Here is a 25198-nt window from a genome sequence, read left to right as displayed (position 1 = left end):
AATGTTTTATTTTTTTTTTATGTGTTGCATTAATATAGGCTTCAAAATAAAATAATTGGTTGTTTTAGGGCTGTTTCTATCTTTATTGGTAATAATAATCATTATTGTGTGAGCTGGCGTGTAGTTTCGATATAAAAGAGCAATATATTGCTCTTGCGAGAAAGACCCTCGCGTTATTTTTTAGATACATCAGAGGGTAACGATGGCAAGTTTTCATTTTTAAAGGTTGAGAAAGCACAACTTGTTGAACAGGGATTTGATGTGTCGGTGAGCCAATTGATTCTGAAAATAGTAAGATCGCCCTTAAGAATTACCATGAAAAAATAGTCATTTTTTGCTTTGACATTCTGAGGAAAGTGGTGATCGTGAAGAAGGTTGCTCTGATGAGTGAAACTAACGAGATATTTAACAGGAATCGAGTCGTGTATATGGAATTTGAAAGGTTATATATTCAGGCTAAAAACAGTCTGAACCCACGAGATATTTCGCCATTTATCTCTGCTGGTCGTGTTGCGTCAGCAATTCTAACAGATAAAGGTAATGTCTATTTAGGTGTTTGTATTGATACTGCCTGTACTTTGGGTATGTGCGCAGAAAGAAATGCAGTCGCTAATATGATCACAAATGGTGAGTGTAAGATTACTAAGCTAGTTTGCGTTTCTGCTGCGAATGAAATACTAACGCCATGTGGTGCTTGTCGTGAATATCTCATGCAGTTGCATGAAAGTAATGGCGAAATGGAAATCCTTAAAAGTTTAGAGGATTTTACCACTGTTACATTGAATGAACTGTTGCCTGATTGGTGGGGAAAAAAACAATTTAATGGCTAGAGAGATATACCTTTGATAAGGTATCTAAAATAGCGTCGTGACAAGGCGATGTCGACCTCAGTTAAACTAATTTATAAAGAGAAATATTTGTGAACAAAGTAATAGATAAACTAGCTTGGTTATATATTCGAAATGGTAAATTGCTGAGCGCACGCTCAAAAGGTAAAACACTGTTCTATATTCCCGGTGGGAAACGAGAAGAAGGTGAGTCTGATGAGCAAGCGCTTATTAGAGAAATTAAAGAAGAGATCTCTGTCGATTTACTGCCTGAGAGCATTAAGTATGCCGAAACCTTCACTGCGAAAGCGGATGGTAAAAGCAGTGATACCCTAGTCAAGTTAACCTGTTATTACGCAGAGTTTCAAGGCGAGCTACTTGCGGATGCAGAGATAGAAGAAATAGCCTTTATTGGTTATCAAGACAAACATCTTTGTTCTCTGGGTTCAATAAAAGTGATGGCTTGGCTTGAAGAAAAAGATCTTATAAAATAATTGCTTAACCTTAGTAGCCTCATAGGTTAGGTCGAGATTATTCATTCTCTGTAGGTTGGATATTTCTATCATTCGGGTTATGATTTTTTTTATTTTAGTGCGTTTAATACGCACTCGTTTTCAGGTTGAGAGAGCACATGAAGCTTCAAGGTAAAGTAATAAATTGGAACGATGATAAAGGATTTGGTTTTGTTGAGCCTAATGGCGGCGGAGAGCGCGCATTTGTTCATATTAAAGCGTTTAAACCACGTTCACGCAGACCGGTTAATGGTGAAGTTATTACCTATGAATTAGTACGAGAAAATAATAATCGTCACAAAGCTGAAAACATTAAGTTTGCGCGTGATGTGAATGTAAAACAGAAACGTAGCGCTAACCATAACCATCAGCATAGTAACGCAAAAAATGGCGGGGTCTTTGGTGTGTTTTTAACGGTGATTTTTGGTGTTGGTTTATTAGCCTCGGTATTTATCGGCAAGTTACCTTTGATTATTGTTGGTTTGTATTGTGTGATGAGCTTGATTGCATTTGTTGCTTATGCCATTGATAAATCGGCGGCTCAAAATGGCCGTTGGAGAACAAAAGAAAATACATTACATCTGTTAGCGCTCTTGGGAGGCTGGCCCGGTGCTTATTTTGCACAACAGAAATTACGTCACAAATCGAGTAAACAAGCCTTTAAAAGCGTTTATTGGTTAACGGTTTTGTTAAATTTAGGGGGCTTGTTTTGGCTTCATACTGAAAGTGGCGCGACCTTGCTTAACAATACTATTATGCCCTTGCTGAATGGTTGAATGTTTGAATGGCTGAAAGGCTAACTTGAGGCAACATAGATATAGAGGGGAGTTCCAATGAAGATAATTACTAATATATGCTCAACGAATTTACCTGAGAGTACTCAGTTTTATGTGGATCTTTTGGGTTTTAAAATAAACTTTGAAAGTGATTGGTACGTACAGCTCAGCTCGCCTGATAATCCAGATATTGAGTATGGCCTTATTCAACGAGACCATGCATTGGTGCCCAAGGAATACCAGCAACCACCTACAGGCATGTATATCACTTTTGTTGTGGATGATGTTGATACTGTTTATGAAAAAGCGCTTACCTTGAATTTACTCATCGTAAAAGAGCCTAAAAATGAATTTTACGGGCAACGTCGATTTCTAACCAAAGACCCAAGTGGCTGTCTTATTGATATATGCTCTCCGTTTTAATAGCCGATTACTTATCAACAAAAATCCGATCAGTAAACTGTATCGGATTTTTAATTTATTTTTCCTGCGTAAACTCTGCTCAATCAATGAATCACGTTGCTATTACATAGCTTGGCGATAAATTTCTGTGATTTCAGCATGTGTTGCTTGCATTGGGTTGGTAAATCCACAGGCATCTTTTAATGCATTTTCAGAAAGCACATCAAAATCTTCTTCTTTAACACCTAAGTCTGTAAGGCCTGCTGGAATACCGACTGCAATCGATAATTCTACAATAGCAGCTAGGGCTGCGTCTGCACCTTCTTGGCTCGATAGGTGAGTGACATCTACGCCCATTGCTTTTGCCACATCGGTAAGACGTTCAGGTGTTACTTTTGCATTATAGCGTTGTACATGAGGCAGTAATATTGCATTACACACGCCGTGTGGTAAATCGTAAAAACCACCTAGCTGATGTGCCATGGCATGTACATAACCCAAAGAGGCGTTGTTAAATGCCATACCTGCCATAAATTGGGCATAGGCCATTTGCTCACGTGCTTCAATATTTTGCCCGTCGGTAACCACAGTGCGCAGATGCTGTTGAATAATTTCAATTGCTTTAATGGCAACGGCATCGGTGATTGGTGTTGCTGCTACCGATACATAAGCTTCAATGGCGTGGGTTAATGCATCCATGCCGGTTGCCGCTGTTAATGATGCCGGTTTTGCTAGCATAAGTTCCGGATCATTCACTGACATTAATGGCGTGACATGTTTATCAACAATGGCCATTTTAATATGACGTACTTCGTCAGTAATAATACAAAAACGTGTCATCTCCGAGGCGGTGCCTGCGGTAGTATTAATCGAGATGAGTGGCATTTGTGGTTTTGGTGATTGGTCTACCCCTTCGTAATCACTAATATTTCCTCCGTTTGATGCAACCAATGCGATACCTTTGGCGCAATCATGCGGTGACCCACCCCCGAGAGAAATAATGAAATCACATTGATTGTCTTTTAATATTTTTAAACCTGCCTCTACATTTTTAGTGGTTGGGTTAGGCTGCGTACCATCAAACACAACGGTTTGAATGTCACTCTCAGCTAATAAATCTGACACTTGTTTTACCATGCCGATGCTCGTTAATATTTTGTCGGAAACAATTAATCCTTGTGTAAAACCTTGCGCTTTAATACTCACTACTGCATCGACTAAGCAACCTGTACCCATTAAATTAACACTTGGCATAAAAAAAGCTGAACTCATAAATTACTCCTAGATTTTGTGAAATTAATTTTATTAACGGTATGTAACTAAAATGTTATTGTTATGTTGACTAATATTTTGATATTTAATTTGTTTGTGTCGTGCCTTTGAGCGTTTGCGACAATGAAACGATAAATTCACTTTATATTTCCCTTTGTGATTAATGGTCGTATCGATAACAAATTTATTTATCACTTTAAAGCTCATTGAAATTTAAAGTTTAAGATTGAAATTAAAATATAAATACTTATAAGAATCTGAAATATAGATTATATTTTAATTTATAAAATTCTTTCTAAAAATAAAAACACTAAGGCTCAATGCACTAGCTAACTGTAATTAGTTTATTTATATAACCATACAAAAAGTGTGACCTATAACGGTAGATTCAAAGAAAGGAGATTTTTTATAATTCCACTAACAAAAAGTGTTGTTTTTTGGGAGGAGGGTAACTCGTTGAAAAGATGTTTTGTTTTTAAAAGTTTTTGTTTTTATGAGTGGTTGCCCAAAGCGTATAACAGTGACGTTTATTTGTGATAATTGGCCAATATTTCACTTTATTATTTAGTTTCCTTAGTGGGAGACACTAGCGTGGTGAAACATGATTCGAGATTTTAATTCTTAGGATAATAGCAATCCGCTTTGCCTTAGACCATTTAAGTAAGCGTCTGCCTGCTTTGCCTTAGACCATTTAAGTAAGCGTAATGGTATAACATCCAATCGCGTCAAATTTGTTCCCTATTTTGTTAGTTTACAATTCAAAACGTAGTAATACTCATTTCTATTTTATTAGGGTTCAGTATGTTACTTTCAAAAGAAATGAATAGCTTAAGTGCCTTCAAAGCGATGTTATCAAGCGAGAAATACAGAGTATGGGTATCGCTTAGTAGCGCTGTACTGTGTAGTTTGGTCGAAGTTATCCCTTGGTTATGTCTCTATTTCTCGCTCAATGCTATCTACGCAGGAAGCTCTGCTTATACCTATTTAGTTGTGATGGCTATTACGTTAATACTGCGTTATCTCTTTTATACGCTGGCTGTTTGGTACGCTCATCTCGCCGGTTATCACATTATTCAAAAAGTACGTCAGCACTTGGTGAAGGCTTTAGCTGAGATGAAAATTGATAGGTTACGTCGCCTTAAAAGAGGAGATATCGAAAGGCGTATTAGCGATGATTGTCAAAATTTAGAGCCTCTTATTGCCCATCATGGTACTGATATTGTTAATGGTTTACTGATGCCAATATTGATTACTTCGTTGCTCTTTTATATTGATTGGCGGTTAGCGATGATCGCATTAGCACCTCTGCCTTTAGCGCTCTTTGCTCAATTTATGATGATGCGAGGTTTTGCAGAGCGTCAGGAGAAATACACTAAAATCGTGTCGAGTATGCATCAGGCACAGCTTGAATTCCTACGCAGTATTGGGGTTATGAAGCTATTCGCTGTGGATGCAAACTCTTATCTCGAATTAAGCAGGACGATGCACTCGCATAATAAAATTGTTACTGCTTATACCAAACAAATGGTCGGTGCCTGGATAACGTTTGTGACATTAGCGCAGATTTCGCTGACGTTGGTTGTACCGGTTGCAATAATGCTTGTTGAGCTGAATCAGCTTTCGCTTGTTGATCTGGTGATGGTGGTTTGCCTTAGCGCAGGACTGCTTAAACCCTGGTTGGATTTAACTCAGGTCTTTTCTCAGATTCAGCAATCGATTATTTCGATAGATAGAATATTACAGCTTTGCCCCTCAAATGATCCTACTCATCTCAACTATGAATTACCTCTATACAGGCTTTCCTGCGAAAAAATGGTTGTTACTCGTGGAAAATTCAGCGTATTAACCAATGTAAACCTTAGCGTACAGCCAGGGCAAAGAGTGCTTATTGAAGGAGAGTCGGGATCGGGTAAAAGCACCTTATTAGCGACGTTATCTGGGGCATTAACATCTGATGCTGGTGGATGGAAAATCAATGGTGAGTCTGTTGCTGATTTTGATGATGAAAGTCGCAGCCGATATATTGCAGCGGTTGACCAAGAGGTAAATTTTTTCACGGGTACATTAAAAGAAAACCTTCTTTTGTCTAAGCACAAAATCACAGATGAAGAGGTCTGGACGCTGCTCGATGCCTTTGGTTTAAAACAACTGGTCAGCGGTTTACCACATAAATTGAGTAGTTGTATTGGCGAAACAAGACGGTTATTCAGTGGTGGAGAGATGCAACGTCTGGCAATCGTGAGAGCCGTGTTAGCTAAAACACCTATTCTTATTTTGGATGAAGCTACAGCGCATTTAGACCCATTGAATGAACAAAAAACATTATGCGCATTGCGCTTATATGCTCCGAATCAAATTCAGTTAATTATCAGCCATCGATACCAACAAGTTAAGCAGGTTGATGCGCATTTCAAAATTCATTGTGGCTCTGTTAAGGAGATGGCTCTTGCATAACGTTAAATTATTAGTTAACCATAGTGGCGCAAAAACAGGTCAATTCTGGATGGGGTTATTTGGAAAAATAGCGACAGAATCTATGCCATTGATCATATGGCTAATGTTGTTCTCCTACATTTTGTCTTTAAGCGTGTTGCCTTTTACTTATATGGCATTGTTGGCTTTGGCCGTTATTATCGCCCAATTTGTATTAGGCAAGAGCGCTAGAAATAGCTTTTTAGGGGCTTATAAAATAACACACCAGTTACGCAGTCAGCTTTTAACCGATATTCGTCGCCAACCACTGGCTACCCTGAGAGGTAAAGGGTTGGGAGAAAAGATGAAACTCATTACAACCGATTTGAAGCAGTTTGAAGATATATTCAGCCATATCATGGTGGAGTTTGTCGGTGCTTGGGTCATCCCAATTGCGATGCTGATAACGTTGCTGTTCATTAAGCCTATGATTGCACTGTTTATGCTAGCTATATTCCTGTTCGCTTTAGGGATTCTAGTGATGTCTGAAAGAGCCTTTAGTCTTAAAGCCGATCATTATCACCATGCGAATATTGACAGTAGCAATCAACTTCTGGAGTACATCGATTGCCTGCCTATGTTACGTGGTTTTGCGCAAAGCCAAAAATTGGCCATGCCATTATGCGCTCAGATTGAACAGCAAAAGCATGAGGGACTCGGTCTTGAATGGGCGGGTGGAATGGGCGTGCTTGCTGCCACTTTAGTATTTGAATTCTCCTTATTATTAAATATTGCATTAGCAGTGTGGTTCATTGATCAAGGTGAGCTCTCTTTTGCTCAGTTTTTAGTGGTGACGGTCGCGACCATCGCGTGTATTCGTCCATTGGCTCGAATGACTGTGTATGCCACATTACTAAGATATATGCTTAAAGCTGCCGGCCGCTTAGAGCATCTTTCTCAATTATCACAGCAGCAAGAAGAGGGTGTTGAGCCTCACTCATTTGACGTTTGCTTGTCTGGTGTCAATCTCGCATTAGGGGGGAATTCTATACTCAGGGAGATAAATTTAAACGTTGCTGAAGGTGAACATATTGCCCTTGTTGGTACGAGCGGTGCAGGAAAATCTACCTTACTCGACTTGATTGCCGCTTTTCATATTCCCAACTCTGGCCGCATATCAATAGGTCAACAAAGCATTGAAGAGATCGGTACCCGACATTGGTATGGTCATCTCTCTTATGTCACTCAAAATGTGCAGTTACTCGGAGGCAGTTTGCGAGATAATTTATTATTAGCGAAACCAGATGCCGATAAAAAAACACTTTTTGATGTGATTGAAGCCGCGGGTTTAACCGCGTTAATAACAAGACTGCCAGAGGGGATCGACACCTTCATTGGTGAAAATGGTAACCAATTATCGGGGGGAGAGCGACAAAGACTTTCAATCGCGAGGGCACTATTACACGATGCTCCCGTGCTTCTTTTGGATGAAATTACCTCTGCGTTGGATGTTAATACCCAAGCTCAGGTATTAAGTGCTATTAACAAACTAGCCAAAGGGAAAACTGTCATTTCAGTGGCTCATCGCTTAGAAACGATTAAGAATGTTGATCGAATATACTTGATGGAAAAAGGGCGAATCATTGCGTCTGGAACACATGATGAATTGATGGGGAGAGAATTTGATTACCGTGAGTTATGGCAAGCGGGAGAGGTGGGTTAAGTAACCTTTTTATGTTGAAAAATGCAGGTTCATTGCGAACCTGCATATCTCCCTACAAAATATTAGTTGAATGTTTGGCCTATCCAGGGTTTACCGTCTGGCCCTGGAATTCTTTTTTTATCTATCTTACCTACTGCTGTTTTGGGGAGTGAATGAACAATATTTAGTTCATCTGGCATTTTAAATGCGGCTAAATGTTTACTGCGTAAAAAATGACGAAGATCTTGCAAGGTTAATAACTCATCTTTACAGATTAAAGCGACACCTATTCGTTCTCCTAAATACTTATCGGGCACCGCAACAACAGCAACTTGCGCTATTTTAGGATGACTCAATAGATACTCTTCAATCTCATCTGTGGCAATACATTCGCCTGCCTTGTTGATGACATCTTTTATTCTGCCAGTGACAGAAATACACTGATTTGTATCCATTTTAACTTTGTCGCCACTGCGATAAAATCCATCATGAGTAAATGAATGAAGGTTATTCTCTGGAGCGCGGTAATAACCGCGTAATGTTGTAGGGCCACGAGTTAGCAGCTCACCCTCTTCACCATCGGCAACTAAATTTCCTTTTGTATCAACAATACGAATTTCGTCCCACTGACTTATTAAGTATCCTTGTGTTGTTGCAATGGTATCCGGATTATCATCTACAGCAGTGCAGACAATGAGCCCCTCAGCCATCCCGAATACTTGCTGTAGTGTATTTGGGAAGGTGTGCTGAATGGCGATTGCATCACTGTAAGATAATTTTGAACCGCCAACTTGTAATAAACATAGACTCGAAATATCTGCGCCTTCCCATTCTGTTGCTTCAGTCCAAATTTGGGCTAAGGCAGGCACCAAAGCGGTACAGGTAATCTTATTTTTTTCAATAAGATCAAAGCAGTAATCCGGTCCCGGATTATCTGAAAATACCACTTTTCCCCCCAAGGAAAGCACCCCAAGAATGCCGGGGCAACCAAGGGTAAAGTTGTGGGCTGCAGGTAACACCGCGAGATAAATATCTTCTGCGCTAATATGGCTGGCTTGAGCACAAATTTTGATGTTAAAAAGGTAATCATTGTGTGTACGTGGGATAAGCTTTGGTAGCCCTGTAGTACCCCCTGAAACTAAGAAAAGTGCTGGGCTGTTAGGGTCTATTTTGGGTGGCGAAAAGAGAGTCTTTTCAATATTATTTAGGGATCGATATTGTGCATGTGGAGTGACAGTATAAACATGCGTAATTGAACTCGAATTATGTTGTAACTCATCAGCGATGCAAAGTGTATTCTCCTTGCCATCACAGATATAACCTTTTGCCTGGGATATATCGACAAAGTGACGAATTTCAGTAATACCATGCGCAGGTAAAGCCATTATTGGCACTAATCCGGCTCGCTGAAGTGCAAAAAAATAGATAACAAAATCACAACTGTTCAACATTTGAAGCACCACTCTATCGCCCTGAATGAGTCCATCTTGCTGTAATTGAGCTGCTATGTTATCGGCACTGATTAATAGCTCTTTGAAGGTCATTGAGCGCACATCATCTTTGATGGCAATGTTAGTTTCCTGCAATTTTACGTTGTCAGTTAAAATACTCCACAAAGGCGTGTTCTCAAATATTTTGTTTTTCTCGTAACGATTTTGTTGATCGGTTGAATAGGGAACAAACCCTTCTAATAAATCTTCATTATTAACTCTCTGTAAAGGGCTCATACTTTTTCCTTAAATATAGATTTTTTTGATGCTGTTTTGGATGCTTTTTCTGGGCAGAAAACTAAGTGGTTGAGGACACAATCCATTTTTTCATTGGTCTCTTCCCACTCTCTTTTAGAGGTTGATAAACTAATAACACCCGCGCCTGCTTGGAGCATAGAAATCGATTTATGCTTATAAGCCGCACGTAATATAAGTGCGGCATCGAAGTAACCATCCTGGTCGGCCACCAGCACACTGCCGCTGTATAACCCTCGTGGCATGGGTTCGAATCGAGCAATAGATTCAATCGCTTCTCGTTTAGGAATGCCGGATGCTGTAATGGATGGAAATATTATTTTAAAAGCATCCCATGCGGATTTTTTGTCAGATAAAGTGCCGATGACACGTGATGCAAGATGTTGCACACTGCCTCTTTTAGAGACACGCATGAACTCTGTAATTTTAACGCTCGAACTTGGGCACACTTGTTCTAATTCTTCGACGGCAAGTTTAACTGAAGCCGCGTGTTCAGCAATTTCCTTGGGATCGCTAAGCAGTTCGTGCTTTAAACGCAGGGCTTCTTTGGCGTCAGCGGGTAGAGCACGTGTTCCAGCTAAGGGCTGGGTACTTAAATTTCTCTGAGTATCAACTTCCAGTACCGTTTCTGGCGAAAATCCAAATGCCTCAAATCCATCCATTTGAAGCATGAAAGAACGAGCGGGTGTGTTGTGTTTTCTTCCTGTGATGAAGCTGTTTTTCATATCGATAGGTAAAGGGAGAATCGCGGGGCGCGATAAGATGACTTTTTTATATTTGTCGGCTTTTATTTCGTTTATTGCGTGGTGGACTACTTTTTTATAATACTCTTTTACTGCTTCGCATTGCACAATATCATTTTGAGACAGTGCCTTAGAGGAGGCAGCCATTTGTACTTTAGATATTTTAAGATCTGCTACAATACGTTGAATTTTAGACTGGGCTGTTTTATTCATCGTACGAATCGTAATATGTGTCGGGCTGATTCGCACATCAGTCTCTGGCACAAAAAGTTCTAATAAAGATCTTTCATTCTCTTTTGCTTTTAGGCCGTGAGCAAAATGGCAAAACTCGAAGTCGACACGTCCAAAAATCCTCCAGTCTTTTACTGGTATTTGTTTTGTTGCTTCATGAATCGCCTGGCAAATATCACTTTGATTAACATGCTGTTGAGTGCCAGTGAAGTCAACAATACCGCCATCAGGATTAACGGTGAGTTGCGCAAATTTATTAATACCGATTGCCCATTCCTGATGGTGTTCATAAATAATATAGTCTTTACAAAAGTCGGCACTTGCTATTTCAGTTGCTAGCAAGATAGGCTGACAGTGATGCTCAAATGTTAGTGTTTTATAGGTTTTTATGTTGTTAGTAACCATGATTTCCTCCGAAAATTGCACTTGTAGTGCCGATATTTGTTGTATTGGAATTAAGCAATGTACTGCTTGGCAAATGATTCATCACCGCGTCAATAAATACAGCGGGCGTGGTTGTTAAATAAAAATGTTCCCCTGCTACAGCAACAAGTTGCATATTGTTTTTTATCGACGTTGAAAACCAATTCGTCCATTGCTCTACCTCTGATTGCCATGCCTCAGGATCACTCTCTCCAAAGACTAAGGTGCAGGGGATAAAGTGCAGCTGTGGGGCACAATTTAGTTTTTTCTGGTAAGTCTCTGTCGCGAAAAAGTCAGCGCGAAGCATGGGTAAGAAAATGGGCTGTAGTTCAGGGTGTTGCTTGAGCACTGAACTGCCACTACCAATGTTGATGAGTTGATCAACAAAGTCATTGTCGTTAAGCTGACTTAGTTTTCGGCGACTTTCTAAGTGGGGGGCATGGCAACCACTGAGGATTATTTGAGTCACTGGAGATGCTGATCCGTAGTGTTCTTCAATTTTTTTGCCAATCTCAAAGGCAACTTGTGCTCCCATACTGTGGCCACACAAGCGAATTTTGGTATTTAGTGGAAATGTGTTTTTTTCTTTCCAATCTAAAAATGCATCGAAAATATCATCAGCAAGATCATGAATCGTGTTCATTGGTTGCTCACTGATACGCTGATCTCGGCCTGGATAGGTTGCAAGCATGACTAAAGACTTTCTTGGTAATGTTTCTTTATCAAGCTTTGTCCAACTGTTAAATACACTTTGACTACCACCAGCAAAAGGGCAAATAATCCATATGTTTTCAGGATGGTTATCACTCTGATAGAGTGTTTTAAATACTTTATTTATCATCATTAACTCCCCATTAAACCTTGTTCTGGTTGCGATAAATTCACTCTCATTTCTGGTGATACTGTTTTCTCTATAGGTCGGCCTACCAAATGTGATATTTCCTCCCAGAGTTGCGCTACTTTCAATTGGTATTCGATGGTCATTGCTTTATCTATCGATTTTCCATCGATTGCTCGACTTAGTTGTTTAAGGGTATATAAGACGCCCTCGGGACCAAGATCTTCGAAGGTATCTTGCACTCGGCTGCTATTGCTAGAAAGCGTTTGGGTTGTTGTTTGATTCAGATATTCCCCCTCGGATAACGATGCGAGTTGGTAGAGGCAGTGGTCATTACTTTGGTGATGAGATGCATATAAAACAGGGGTCCAAGTGAGAGGTCCATAACTATCCGCCAACGAAAAATAGCCATTGTTCCAGCCCAGCATGATGCGATGCATTGCTAGGTTGTGCATATCTGGATCCTGTGGGTCGAGGTAGTTTTGTAGCTGTAACAAGAAGTCTCCTTGCTCTGAATTTAGATTGATAATGTCAAAGTGACGCTGACGCGCTAATAAAGTTGGCGTTAAATCAACGTTTGTTCCAAGCGACTGCAACAAAAGGTCGAGCGATGAATAAAGCAATTGTCGGCTTGTTGTTAGGTTGCCATAAGTTGCATTTTCCATGCTTTGATTACGTAAGGACTGGGTATTTGAAATTAACGTTCGTCCTACTGTTGTTGCTGCATAAAAGCCATTTACCCAATAGAAAACAGCATTTTTTTGAGCGAGACTTTTATGTCGATTAAGCGCGTTGACGGAGATTGGGTGTTCCTGGATCACGTGGATTTTCCGTTGCAATAATGCCTCTACTAATAAATTACCTGTGCCGCCAATGATGGAGGATCTAATGACCACACATGCAATATCTATATCTTGAGGTAGCTCTGTAATATCCCTGAACAGCGGCACAGCAAACGCTTCAGCGAGTTGCAGGGATCGTTTGCTGCCTGTCGACACAATGCCCGCAAGCTCTAAATCAAGGTGTGATTCAATGAAAGCGTTAAGGTAAATTTCGCCAAATTTAGCGCCAACGATAACGACTTTTTTAGGTTTATTCATTTTCAAACTCCTCTAGAAGAATGTTCTGCTCAGCAACGACAGAGTGCTGTGGTTTTGTTAGTAGTTGAGAAATATAATTCGCCAATTGTGTAACATTGGGTTCTTGTAGAATGGTGTAATGATCAGCATGCATCTCAGTAATCACTGGAGTGCAACAGTCAGTCCAACCATGGCAAGGGCGCTCCACTATGTCAGAACGCTGATAGCGCATAAATTCAAGCTGTTTGTTTTGCTTGGCAGTAAAGAGTGTTACGGGCAAATCTTGCAATATTGGTGGCTGGTATTTCATCATCGCAAGCAGGTTACTGCGGTAGATGTGAAAGAGATGGGTAATGCTCGCTTCATCTAAAACACTTGCTTTAATCGTGCAAGCGAGCGCTTTACTGAGTGATGCACTAAATGACGCTTCATCACTAAAATCAGGTGTGCTGGTTTCATTGAGAGTAGGGAAGCGGCCAACACAATCATGATAGAAATATTTTCTTATATTCATATCATTTAACTCTGCTAAGTCGTTTAAGCCTGGTTTGTAACTGTCAATCATGATGCACTGAGTGACTTGATGGCCTTGTTTGATCATTTGGTTGGCAAGTTCGAAAGCGACAACACCACCAAAAGACCAACCACTAATTTGATAAGGTCCTTGAGGTTGTATTTTCTTAATCATTGTTAAGTACTCTCGAGCAAGTTGTTCAACAGTTACATTGTGTTGCAATATGTACTGTTCAGGAAAGCTCAGGCCGTACAAGGTAACGTTGTGAAGCTGAGTTGCAAGGCCCTGGTAGCTTAGTAGGTGGCCTCCGATTGGGTGAATAATAAATAATGTGCTGTTATTATTGTTGTTACTGTTGTTATTCTGGCTTGCTGTGAGTCGCGTAGGTAAAACCTCTGAATGACTGTTTTTTGTGTTAATAAAATCAGCCAAACGTTCGATGGTATCATTCGCTTGAAAATGACCCGCAGTTAGGGATAGTTTAAGAGCGCTGTTAATTTTATTGATTAGGCGAACTGCAATAAGTGAGTTTCCACCAAGTTCAAAGAAACCTTGATTTGCAGGTATGGAGGCCAGATTCAAGCACGCTTTCCAATGCTTCGCTAACATGATTTCCATTTCAGAGCTTGGCTGACAAAACGCCACGGCTTGTGTTGTGAAGTCGGGTCTTAGCAACGCTTTACGGTCAACTTTACCGTTGAGTGTTAAGGGTAAAGTATCAAGTATCACTATTTGAGCTGGACACATGTAAGCTGGCAATATTTCCCTTACGTAATTAAGTAGTTGTTCATTGCTCTCTTCATTAGGGTGACTGAATACGATATAACCGATCAGCTGAATGCCACCGTTAGCGTGTTTGAAAGGTTTAACGATCGCTTCTTGAACATGAATTTCATTTACTGAATCTGTGTATTGGCGCAATATATGTTCGATTTCGCCTAGTTCTACTCGGTATCCATTCACTTTCACTTGATGATCGTTACGGCCAATAAACTCAATATCACCGTTTGGTAAGTAACGGCCTAAATCACCCGTTTTATATAAACGCAGACCATGAGTCGGGTGTACGCGAAAAGCGGTATCCGTCTGCTCTTTATCTTTCCAGTATCCTATCGCAAGACCATTGCCACCAATGTAGATTTCACCAGAAACCCACTCTGGACATGGGGCTAATTGATCATCGAGTATGTGGAAATTTTGGTTACTTAATGGCTTACCATAGGGAATGCTAATACGATTTGAGTAACTTTTTGTTATCGGGTGACTGATAGACCAAATAGCTGCCTCTGTCGCACCACCTAGGCTAAGAACTTGAGCATTTGGAGTCAGTTTAGTCAGGCGATCAGGTAGGTTTACCGGTATCCAATCTCCACTCATCATTATTTGGCGGATCGAAGCTTGGGTCGATTTATTTTGTTCAAGGGAGTCAGCTAGTAATTGCACAAACGCCGGCACACTGTTCCAAACGGTAATGTTGCTGTTATTTGCAAGGGCAATGAGGGCTTCAGGATCTTCTGCTGAGGAAACTTCCGGTATCACAAGTGTTGCCCCCTGACACAGTGTCGAGAAAATATCGAAGACCGACAGATCAAAATTTAGTGCGGAGATGGCAAGAACATTATCACTGTCGGTCAAATTAATACGTTGGTTAATATCAAGTAGAGTGTTGACCACCGCTTTGTGGTCCATCATGACTCCCTTTGGTTTACCCGTAGAGCCAGAGGTGAAAATCACATAGGCTAAGTCGCTAGGCTGCACTTTTGGTAAAGTGAAGTCAGGCGCTATTTTTTGGGACAAGCAAGGCACTATAATTTGATACTTGGCCTTGTTAGAAAAATGATTATCGAGATCATGATACTGACCAATAATAGTGTTAACACCACCTTGCTCAAGTAAGTCTTCTATCCGTTTTTGTGGATATGAGGCATCGATAGGCATATAAGCTTTACCTGCCAATATGATTGCGATCGCTGAAATAACTTGTTCCCAGCCTTTTTTCATGACAATCGCAACTAAAGGACTGCCGTCATTTTTGGACAATATTTGTGATGCTAATGACCTTGAAGCATCCCAAACTTGGCGATAAGTCAGCTTTAAATTACCTTGTTGAATTGCCAAGTTAGTAGGCTGAAGTTCGATGCCATGAATCATTAAATCACAAAGCGTTTCTGCTGCTATTTCTTGGCCATTTTTGTCGGTTAGCAACCATTTTTTGCTGGTGGCATTTGCCAAGTGGCGAGTGTTAATCTGTAATGCATCGAGGGGTAAGTAGAGGGGGTGCTTCCATGAGAGACAAAGCATGCTACTCACAGACTTAATATAGGTCGCAAACATAGCGTCAAATACGCCAGGTTTTAAGTGCGATTTTTGAATCGTCCACTTGATATCAATACCACCGCAGGATGAAGCAATGAGCATACAGTCTAAATAAACATGAGGGGTTTGAGCGCCAAATTCGTTTAATTTACCGATATCGAGTGGTTTATTTTGTCCAACAGAAGTGGTGTCGTTAAAGACAACGGGCATTCCGGCACTGAAATTTCGATTATGACGGTTTTTTTCCGTTAGCACTTGTTGGCCATCAAAAATAGCGTGAGCCAAGTCATCACTCATTTGTTGCTGAATTTGTTTTATAAAAGCAATAAACGATTTTTGCTCTGTTGCATTGACTTCAAGCATTGATGTTGTTGAAAGATTGCCAATAACACTGTCTGAATCAGGCTGTAGGTGTTGTCGGTTACTATGCAGGACGTTGATAGAGAAGTGTTTAGTTTCACTCCATTTCTTTAATACCAGGCAGAACGTTGCTAGCATCGTAATTGAAGGTAACACGTCATTGGCTAAAGATACCTGGCGAAGTTGCGCCCATTCTTCCTTGCTAATACTGTGTGTTAGTACACTTTGAGAAAGAGTATTAAGCCTTTTGTCATTGAGTGGTAGTGCTGGAGCTTCTGGTAAAGAGGGAAGCCTGTTTAGCCAATAGTCTTTAGCGATTTGATAATCTGCAGTGGTTTTTAGGTTATCAAGTTGTTCAAGGTATTGGCCTGCAGTAATAGAGCAAAGATCAAGCTTGGCATTAATGTCTTGATATAAAATTTGCAGATGTGTGAAAATAAGATTGAGGCTTCGGCCATCAGCGACTACAAGGTCGATAACCAAGTGAACCAAACTGGTTTTTCTGTCTGTTTGAACGATACTAATATCGAAAAGTGGCCATTGATCAGTTGATATGCCATTCGTTGCTATTCTATGTCTCGCGTCATTGATGATACGTTGTTTGCTTGATTCGTCTTCCGCCGTCAAATTGACATATTGAGGCTGGTAATAAGGGACATTAGTCGCAATGTGATATTGACCGTCTTTGATTGTGCCACGTAGTTGATCATGATTTTTAATTAGCTCATTCCAAGCCTGCGTGAATCTATCTTGGTTAAGGTTTTGTATTTCTAACTCGGCATAAAAGTGTGCAATACCTTTGCCAAGGGAAAACATATCGCTTTCACCTAACCAATAAGCATTTTGCAATGCTGTTAAAGTATATTCGTTCTGTTTAACAACATCTTTTAGGGGGGATAGTTGGCAACGTGAGTCAGCCTCTCCCATTACTCTGCAAAAGTCAGAGAATATAGGTTGTTCAAATATTTGTTGAAGGCTAGCTTTTGCAAGGCCTGCTTGCTGTAATGCGACCACCATTTTAGTGGCCATTAGGCTGTCCCCTCCATCTTGGAAGAAGTCAGTATTATTGATGACGGTCTGGTTAAGCAAGTTCTCCCATACACAACGTATATTTTCGACTTGTTTTGTTAATGTTGAACAGGTTAGCTCGTGGGGCTTTGTATCTGTGGCTGTCTCTGGGGCATTGGAGATAGCTAATGCAAAATCCGTTAAAACAGATTTTTCGAATATCAAAGGTAAGCTCGCTTTAGTGAAACCCGCTTTGTTTAGTGCGACCACCATTTTGGTGGCCATTAAGCTATCTCCGCCACTTTGGAAAAAATCACTACTTTGGTTTATTTCACCATTAAGCATTGAAGACCATAAATGTTGAATCTTGTTTAAGGCTGAAGTATTTGGCAGTGGATTTGGTAATGGTTCGCTGATCACAGCAGGTACTTGGTAGGCAATAACGTCGTGCTGTATTGTTTGTTTGATCGCAGAAATGTTCATTTTTGCAACCACTAAGTGTTGTCTTAAAACAGACTGTTCACTTTTAGGAAAGCTCAATTGAGGCTCAAAACCATTTTCCTCAAGTAACGTTAACCAAGTGGGCAAACTAAGCATGGCACTTTTTTGTTGCTCCCTGAAATCACTGAATGCGTTAATTCCCTCTATAAATCCAACCGTGGCTAATTGCATTGGGCTGAATTGATCAGTTGCTTCAATCAAAATTAAGTGCCCATCCTGTGCAAGTAAAGCACGTAGACGGTTTAATGTTGCTGGTAAGTTTTCTGCATCATGTAATACATTAACCGCAATAATGGCGTGATAACCTCCCTCTATATTGAGGCTTGTATCAGCGGGTTTGTTAATGTCGAATAATTGATAGCTCACTTGAGAGTAATCGGAGAGCTTAAGTTTTGCTTCCTGTAAAAATACCTGCGAGATATCCGTGAAACGATAATGGTTAATCGTATTATTGGCTTTTTCCAATATGTCTCGCGTTGTAGAAGCTGTGCCTGCACCAATTTCCAGTACGTTGAAGGCCTTGAACGCGTTACCGCTCAGCGCTTCGACCACTTTCGCAGCACTTTCATTAAGTAGCTTTAATGATGGGTTAGTGCGATAAAGGCTATCGGTCACCTGGTCATCTTTAAATAAAAGTTCTAATGCAGATTTACTGCCATCAAGTAGAGCTTTGTGAGCGCTAATATTTTCAGAAAGGTACTGTGATAAACATTTACACCAATTTTTATCAGGTAGAGAAGATGCTGGTGGTAGAGGGAATTCCCCCGTAAATTCGAACCCAATATCGTTTTTAAGCAGCACGTTATCTCTGCATAACTGGTCTAGCCATAGGTCTATCAACTTAACGTGTTTTGTTGTCACGTTGAGCTGATGACGAATTTTTTCTACGCTGTAAGTTTTTCCTGGGCAAACAAAGAGCTGATGGTTGGTTAATGTATCCCATAGTCCAGAAAGGGCCTGATGCTCAAGGAACTCCCAGGCACTTTTGACTTCCTCTTCTATATGCGACTCTATTTTAGGAAAATTAACGTTTAGATTTAACGATGGTTGCTCTAGTGAATCTAATGTTATTGAGTCAACTAAGCGCTCCATTAATATAGGATTATTAGCCGTTTCAGATAACTTTTGGTTGTAATCACTGAATAGCTTATCAAGTAAACCATTCTCTAAAACGCCACTCATGCAGTACCAATTGAAGACGAGGTCGCCATCTACTTCCATGATTTGATGATCAAGCCAAACCTGCGGTGTCTGACTGAGTACAAAGACAGGATCACCCAGCATACTGGTCATTGCCTTTTCAATATCCATACCATCCATCGACATGCCAAGCAGGCTTGTAAAAACGATAGGGGTCAAGGGCTGGCTCGCATCCTGCTGACTCATTTTACCACTTGCTTTTAAGTGCTTCGCCATCTCGCGGATCACTTCAACACCATTGACTTGGCTATGACCTAAGCGCTGCCAAAGCTTGTTTTGTGTTGCTAGCATACGATCTTTTACGCTTGCTGGTTTTGACAACATAAAGTCCATCAAGAGTACCGATGTAAAATCACCAATGATCTCTTGAACGCTTTTATGGAAGGGCTGACGATTAAAAAACGTCATGTTTAAAGTGAAATCTGCAGATTCAGCATGTTGTGCTAACGTTTCTGAAAACAAGGTAAGCAAGCCTGCCGAAGGTGTTATCCCCCATTTTTGCCACTCTGATTTCAAGGTTTTCCAGTGCTCAGAATCCAGCTTACCTTCAAGGGTAATAAATTTAGGTTTCTCATTGTTATATCGAGAATTTAACGGAAGTTGTGGTGCTTTTGGTAACGTAGGAATCGTTTTTTGCCAGTAATCCCAAGATGCTTTCCAGTCAGACTGTTGTCTCAATTTATGCTCATGCATAACATAATCTCGAAATGTGATTGGCATAGTTGGCAGCGTTAAACCTTGATAGGCATCGGTTAGATCATCCATCATTATTTTGAAGCTCTGAACATCAAACTGGAGTAAATCTAAGTTCATATGCAATCTGATTTTTGTATCTGAAATACGGCTTAGTCGTAGATCAAATAATGGCCAAATATTTGCAGGACGAACTTCGTTACTCATTGTTTTACGCGTGTTCATGAGTTCATTGTGTCGTTGAGATGCTGATAGAAAACGTAAATCTGATTGTGGGATTTGTAATGAGGGTACTTTTTCTAAAATAACCTGTTCGCCTTCAGAAGTGACTGTCATGCGTAACATGTCATGACGCTCAATGAGTGCGTTCCACGCACTTTCAAATTTTTGAGGATTAAAATCAGATAAGTCTTTATCCCACTCAAATACTACATGGCATGCGATGCCCCCGTATTCAATCCAAGATTCTCTTCCTATCCAGTAGGCGTGCTGGATAGGTGTTAGTGGGAAAGGAGCGTACTTGTCGTTATTCTCTGCTACAAAGGGTAGTGCTGGTGGTGCTTGATTATCACTTTGTAATTTCTCATGTATCAGAACTGTCAAACCTTCAATTGACATATTCTGGTAGGCTTCTTCAGCGTTAATTTTTACATTAAACTGTTTCTGAATAACCGCACTCAGCTCTAAAAACTGCAGAGAGTCCATACCCAATTGCAACAAATCTTGTGTGTTATCGATTGCCACGGAGGCAGAAAGACCTAATTGATAAACAATACGTTCAGTAAGCCATCCAGGTAGATCTTCTTGCTTAATTTGCTTAATTTGCTTAATTTGCTTCTGACTGGTTAGGGCTGTCTCTGTTGCTTTGCATAGAAGGTCTAAATTACGATCCGCTTTTTGATCTGTGTTATTTGCAAAGAGCCCCTCAAAATTAACATGTGAGCTTTCCACATTCATAGCCATCGAATGTGTCTGCCCGTTTAATAAACATTGGCTCAAGTGCCACAATCCTTCTTGGGCCTGCATAGTATGCATACCATCCTCGGCGAGCTTATTAATCAACATTTGATTGTTTGTCATACCGACTTTGTCCCAAGCACCCCAGCCAATGCTCATAACACGGCAACCACTTTGGGCCGTCTGTTGCAGAGAAAATCCGTCTAGATAAGCATTGGTAATAGCGTAAAGACCTTGGCCTTTAGCACCAAGCGTTGCTACAGAAGAGAAACCAATAAGATATTGGGCATTATGTGCTGTTAGCCATTGGTATAAGGTTTTCATAGCAATGGATTTTGTTTGGATTAATGACGTGCTGTTTTGTTCAGGCCAGTTAGCTAATGTGCCATGTGTAGCACCGCCTGCTGCGTGAAACGCCCCAATAATCGGCAGTGTTGGTTGCCATTCTAAGAGCGTTTTATCAAGTTCTCCTGGTTTAGCAAGATCGCATGTTAAGGTCTTAATTAAACAACCCATCGCCTCTATTTTTTGTGTAAAGTCATGCCAATCCTGGTGTACAGAACGACCTAATACGGCAATGTTTTTTACGCCAGATAAAGCGAGCCATTCAATCATTACACGGCCGATACCACCCATTCCCCCAGTGATTAAATGCCACCCTTTAGATGCGAACCAGTGCGCTGGTACATGGTTTCCTGATGTCGCTGCATGTTTTAGTGATGGGCTGAAATAGGATTTTTCGCGATAAGCAATTTCAGAGGTGTTATCAAAAGGTGCTTTATTAATTACCTCAGCAATGAGGCTTGAGTCAGTGCTATTAATATCGAGCATTAGAATACGTTTGTTAGGGTATTCTTTACGGGCAACACGCAATAGCGATACAAGAGCGAATTTTTCGGGGCTAATATTATCTTCTTTTTGGGCATGTACAGCGCCAGAAGCTAGTATGTAAAGAGTGTCATAGTCAGAACTTAATGCACTCGCCATCGACGCGCTAATATCATTCAAGTCACCTTCGGGTAATGAAAGCAAACTTTGAGTCGAATTTACCGAGTGAATTTGGCCCGGAGAATTTAACGCCTTTAGGATAATGTCGTTAGGTAATGATTGACATGATTCTCCGGGCTTAATTTCCTGCCATTGCCATTGATAATGGTTATGAGGCGCGCTGAGTAATTCAGCACTGTTTGATGATACGAAGTCTTTTGTTTTTGCCTCAGCAAGCCATTGCCAATTTCCTCGAGGCGATTTAGCATGAATCTGATACTTGATTTGACCCCACATGCCAGAGAATGAACAGATAGCAACTTCACCAATATCACTAACAGAGAGGGTACTTGACTGGGAAATTTCCCAGCCAGAGATGTCTTCTTTGACCAATAGGGTAATATTTTTAGAGAGTGCCGTTTGCAAGTTTTTTTCTGCTTTAGATACTGACCAGTTTTGATAAATAATGTTGCTATTATTGGACAGAAAAGCAGGTTTTTTAGCGGATGTCGCTAGCGTATATTGTTTCGCTTGCGTGAGCAGAATATCGGCCTCAATACAATTTCCTTGCGCATTATCAAAACGGCTCAGTTTTGCTTTTAACAAAGATGGTGATTGGACTAAGTTATTAATTGAGGCATAAGATAGTTGAGTATTTTCAATAGACTTTTCTAGATGTTTTCTTAAGGCGCCAGTTAACTGTTTTGCTGTTAGCAATGGGGTATCTGTTTGTTCAAATACGCCGTGCTTATGAGTGTAATAACCGTAGTCTGTGAGTACTTTTAGTAGATCGAGTACTAGGAGTCGATACCGTGGCAGTAAACGCCCCCCACGAATGATATCTTTTAGCGTAAATTTTTGCTTTACGCGACACTGAACAACGAAGTCTTGAATTGCACAACAGCGCAACTGGTCGTAGCAGGACTCCAGCGTTTCCGGCAATACACTCGTTTCTTCATCGTGCATTTTAGCGCGACTAGATACTGGACTCGATACGGGATTAGAGGCTGCGCAGGTTTCTGCTTCGTACCAGTATTTTTGTTCATCAAAAGTATAGAGAGGAAGGGCACATTTGTGGCCTGATAGTTTAAGCTGTGATAGCCAATCGGCCTCTAATCCTGCTACGTAAAGCCCATGTAGTACATTTAACGTTGATTTATCCTGTTTAATATCCCGCTTATGGCTAGATAACCAAGTTGTTTCTTGCTGCCAATCTTCGCGTTTACCCATTGTTGAAAGGTGGGCATCTGGGCCAATTTCAACAAAAATTTGACTACCTTGAGATAATGCCGTTTTAATGGCTTGTCTAAATTTAACTGGTTTGCGCATATGCTGAGACCAGTAATGCCCATTTAGCGCTGTAGAAGATGAGAGCAATTGCCCTGTTAGTGAAGAAATAAGCGGGATTTTCCCAGTGGTTACTGAAATGTTGTCTGCAAAATTAGAAAAGGGTAAGAGTATATCGTCGAGTAACTTAGAGTGTGCAGCACAGGGCACATCGAGTATGCGAAAGTTAATTTCTTTTGATTTTAGCGCCATTTTAGCGCGCTCAATCGCGCCGACATGACCTGAGAATACCCAATGATTCAGTCCATTACAGGCCGCTAAATCTAGCTCAGCTAAGGCTGTGATTTTTTTGTAGTCGTGCTCACTGGCAAAGACGGCGATCATTTTCCCCGTCGTGAGTTTAGCGCATTCATGCATTAATTGGCCGCGCTTAACGACTAATTGAATGGCTTGCTGGTGCGTTAAATAACCGCCTGTTACGCAGGCTGCGAACTCTCCGACAGAGTGCCCGAGTACCAAGTCAGGAGAAAAACCTTTGCTTTTCCAGTGTTCCATCATTGCAATCTCAAATGCAACAATCGCAAGTTGAGCGTAATCTGTTTGCCCTAGTAAATCGCTTTTGTTACCAAACATGACATCTAATAGCGAGTATTCAGTTAAACCTTGACTGTATGATTGACTCGCTTCAATACTCTGCTTGAAAACACAACAAGCTGAGTAAACTTCACGTCCCATTCCTGCGTATTGGCTACCTTGACCGGTGAAGCACCAAGTTACTTTTTTTTGCGCTAGTTCGCGACCAGCCTGTAGATTTATTCCTATTTCAGCAGATGTCGAAAAATGCTCTAGTAATGTGGCAGAAGAAGCTTTACATTTTACGGCTAATCGAAAAGGCAGGTTTGTTACTCTTGTTGTTAAAGCAGAAAACGCAATATCGTCGAAATTATTGTTTTCTCTTAACAGAGGCGCATAGTCTTTTGCGAGTTTTCTTAAGGAATACTCGCTGTTAGCAGAGATAAATAAACTAGGCGAATCAGACTTTTGTAGTGCTACTGGCTGGTTAATATTAGGTGTCGATTGCACTATAATATGGCAATTAGTGCCTCCTATACCAAATGAGGAAACGGCGGCCGTGCGGATATCTCGTTGCCAATCATATGTTTTTTCAGCAAGTTCGAAGCCTGAGTTGTCTAGTTGCAATGCCGGGTTGGCTTGTTCAATATTCAGAGTGGCGGGAATTTTACCCCTTGAGACTGAAAGCACTGTTTTAATAAGAGAAGCAATGCCAGCGACTGTATCTAAGTGCCCAAGGCTACTTTTCACTGATCCGAGATAACAGGGCGTCGGCGCTTCTTGACGTTGATATGCCTGCTTAATTGCTGCTATTTCTATAGGGTCACCGAGTTTGGTGCCTGTCCCGTGTGTTTCGATCATTTCTACATCAGCAGGCTTAACATCCGCTAAGTGGATTGCGTCAGTGAGTACCTGTGCTTGGCCACTCATCGAAGGTGCGGTAAAGCCAACTTTATCGTGACCGTCATTATTAATAGCGCTGCCACGCAACACAGCCAATACGTTATCCCCATCCTGCAAGGCATTTTCCAGGCGTTTTAGAACGACACTGCCCACGCCATGACCGCCAAATGTCCCGTTGGCATTAACATCAAATGGACGGCATAATCCATCAGGTGAAAATATCATTCCCGGTTGATATTCATATCCTGATTTCTGTGGAAAGGAAACTGCGACGCCACCAGCAATCGCCATATCACATTCGCCAGAGCGCAAGCTTTCACAGGCTAAATGCGTTGCAACCAGAGAGCTAGAGCAGGCTGTTTGAACAGTGAACGCTGGGCCTGTTAGATTGAGTTTGTGTGACACGCGCGTCGCTAGATAATCTTTATCATTGCCAACCAATGCCTGTAAACCTTTAACCTGCCCAACTTGTGTGACATTAAAATTCTTAAATGATGGATAAGTGCTTGTTCGTATTGAGCCAAATACCCCGGTTTTTGTTTTAACCTCTGTGGGTGGGTGACCTGCATGTTCAAGTGCATGCCATACGTTTTGTAAAAAAATCCTTTGTTGTGGATCGATCGATAATGCTTCGTTAGGAGAGTAACCAAATAAAGCCGCATCAAAATATTCCGGTCTTTCAATAACTGCGCCACTTGCTACAAAATTTTCGTTTTTGTATATGTAGGGTGAAATCCCTGCCTCTTCAAGATCATTGATAGAAAAGCGTGATTGCCCTGTAATACCATTGATTAAATTGTGCCAGAAACTCTCGATATCTGGCGCTTTAGGAAATCGACAAGCTAATCCAATGACTGCAATTGGATCGCTATCACCATATATAACGTTTAATTCTTCCATTTTTCCTCTCTGAATCACGGGGGATAAAAGTGTTCAG

12 protein-coding genes are annotated in these 25198 nt (G+C 40.8%); 6 read left to right on the top strand and 6 right to left on the bottom strand.

What is annotated here, in order from left to right:
* Positions 1–383 precede the first annotated feature (383 nt).
* From CXF74_RS10000 to CXF74_RS09985, 4 genes are all read left to right on the top strand, one after another.
* On the top strand, positions 384–830 hold the full coding sequence (locus CXF74_RS10000; RefSeq protein WP_198552824.1) for a cytidine deaminase family protein: 447 nt from the start codon (positions 384–386) through the stop codon (positions 828–830).
* An 89-nt stretch (positions 831–919) separates the two neighbouring features.
* Positions 920–1321 carry an NUDIX hydrolase gene (locus CXF74_RS09995; protein ID WP_101082305.1) on the top strand — a complete coding sequence of 134 codons (402 nt, stop codon included), beginning with the start codon at positions 920–922 and terminating at the stop codon, positions 1319–1321.
* A gap of 137 nt (positions 1322–1458) precedes the next feature.
* The gene (locus CXF74_RS09990; protein WP_101082304.1) at positions 1459–2115 is read left to right on the top strand and encodes a DUF1294 domain-containing protein; all 657 of its coding nucleotides are present in this window, start codon (positions 1459–1461) and stop codon (positions 2113–2115) included.
* Between the two features lie 57 nt (positions 2116–2172).
* On the top strand, positions 2173–2538 hold the full coding sequence (locus CXF74_RS09985) for a VOC family protein (RefSeq protein WP_101082303.1): 366 nt from the start codon (positions 2173–2175) through the stop codon (positions 2536–2538).
* A 102-nt stretch (positions 2539–2640) separates the two neighbouring features.
* Here CXF74_RS09985 and yiaY read toward each other — a convergent pair whose 3' ends face one another.
* Complete coding sequence (gene yiaY, locus CXF74_RS09980) at positions 2641–3789, bottom strand: L-threonine dehydrogenase (protein WP_101082302.1); 1149 nt, start codon at positions 3787–3789, stop codon at positions 2641–2643.
* Positions 3790–4590: 801 nt separating this feature from the next.
* Between yiaY and CXF74_RS09975 the strand changes: the two genes are divergently transcribed.
* A complete protein-coding gene (locus CXF74_RS09975; RefSeq protein WP_101082301.1) occupies positions 4591–6243 on the top strand; it encodes an ATP-binding cassette domain-containing protein in 1653 nt (550 codons plus the stop codon).
* Positions 6236–7924: an ABC transporter ATP-binding protein gene (locus CXF74_RS09970; protein WP_101082300.1), complete on the top strand. Its 1689-nt coding sequence runs from the start codon at positions 6236–6238 to the stop codon at positions 7922–7924. The genes CXF74_RS09975 and CXF74_RS09970 overlap by 8 nt, the downstream gene beginning before the upstream one ends.
* A gap of 62 nt (positions 7925–7986) precedes the next feature.
* Here CXF74_RS09970 and CXF74_RS09965 read toward each other — a convergent pair whose 3' ends face one another.
* Genes CXF74_RS09965 through CXF74_RS09945 form a run of 5 tightly spaced genes read right to left on the bottom strand, consistent with a single transcriptional unit; the run spans position 7987 to position 25161 of the window.
* Positions 7987–9630 carry a (2,3-dihydroxybenzoyl)adenylate synthase gene (locus tag CXF74_RS09965; protein WP_101082299.1) on the bottom strand — a complete coding sequence of 548 codons (1644 nt, stop codon included), beginning with the start codon at positions 9628–9630 and terminating at the stop codon, positions 7987–7989.
* Positions 9627–11027, bottom strand: coding sequence for a salicylate synthase (locus tag CXF74_RS09960; protein WP_101082298.1), 1401 nt, complete (start codon positions 11025–11027; stop codon positions 9627–9629). The genes CXF74_RS09965 and CXF74_RS09960 overlap by 4 nt, the downstream gene beginning before the upstream one ends.
* On the bottom strand, positions 11017–11889 hold the full coding sequence (locus CXF74_RS09955; RefSeq protein WP_232772491.1) for a thioesterase II family protein: 873 nt from the start codon (positions 11887–11889) through the stop codon (positions 11017–11019). The genes CXF74_RS09960 and CXF74_RS09955 overlap by 11 nt, the downstream gene beginning before the upstream one ends.
* Positions 11889–12983 (bottom strand): Gfo/Idh/MocA family oxidoreductase, encoded by a 1095-nt coding sequence (locus CXF74_RS09950; RefSeq protein WP_101082297.1) that lies wholly within the window; start codon positions 12981–12983, stop codon positions 11889–11891. Before CXF74_RS09950 ends, CXF74_RS09955 begins: the two co-directional genes overlap by 1 nt.
* Complete coding sequence (locus CXF74_RS09945) at positions 12976–25161, bottom strand: hybrid non-ribosomal peptide synthetase/type I polyketide synthase (RefSeq protein ID WP_101082296.1); 12186 nt, start codon at positions 25159–25161, stop codon at positions 12976–12978. The genes CXF74_RS09950 and CXF74_RS09945 overlap by 8 nt, the downstream gene beginning before the upstream one ends.
* Positions 25162–25198 lie beyond the last annotated feature (37 nt).

The organism is Psychromonas sp. Urea-02u-13, from assembly GCF_002835995.1.
Taxonomy (GTDB): domain Bacteria; phylum Pseudomonadota; class Gammaproteobacteria; order Enterobacterales; family Psychromonadaceae; genus Psychromonas.
The sequence above is the reverse complement of the archived record's forward strand: the minus strand, read 5'-3'. Positions and strand labels throughout refer to the sequence as shown.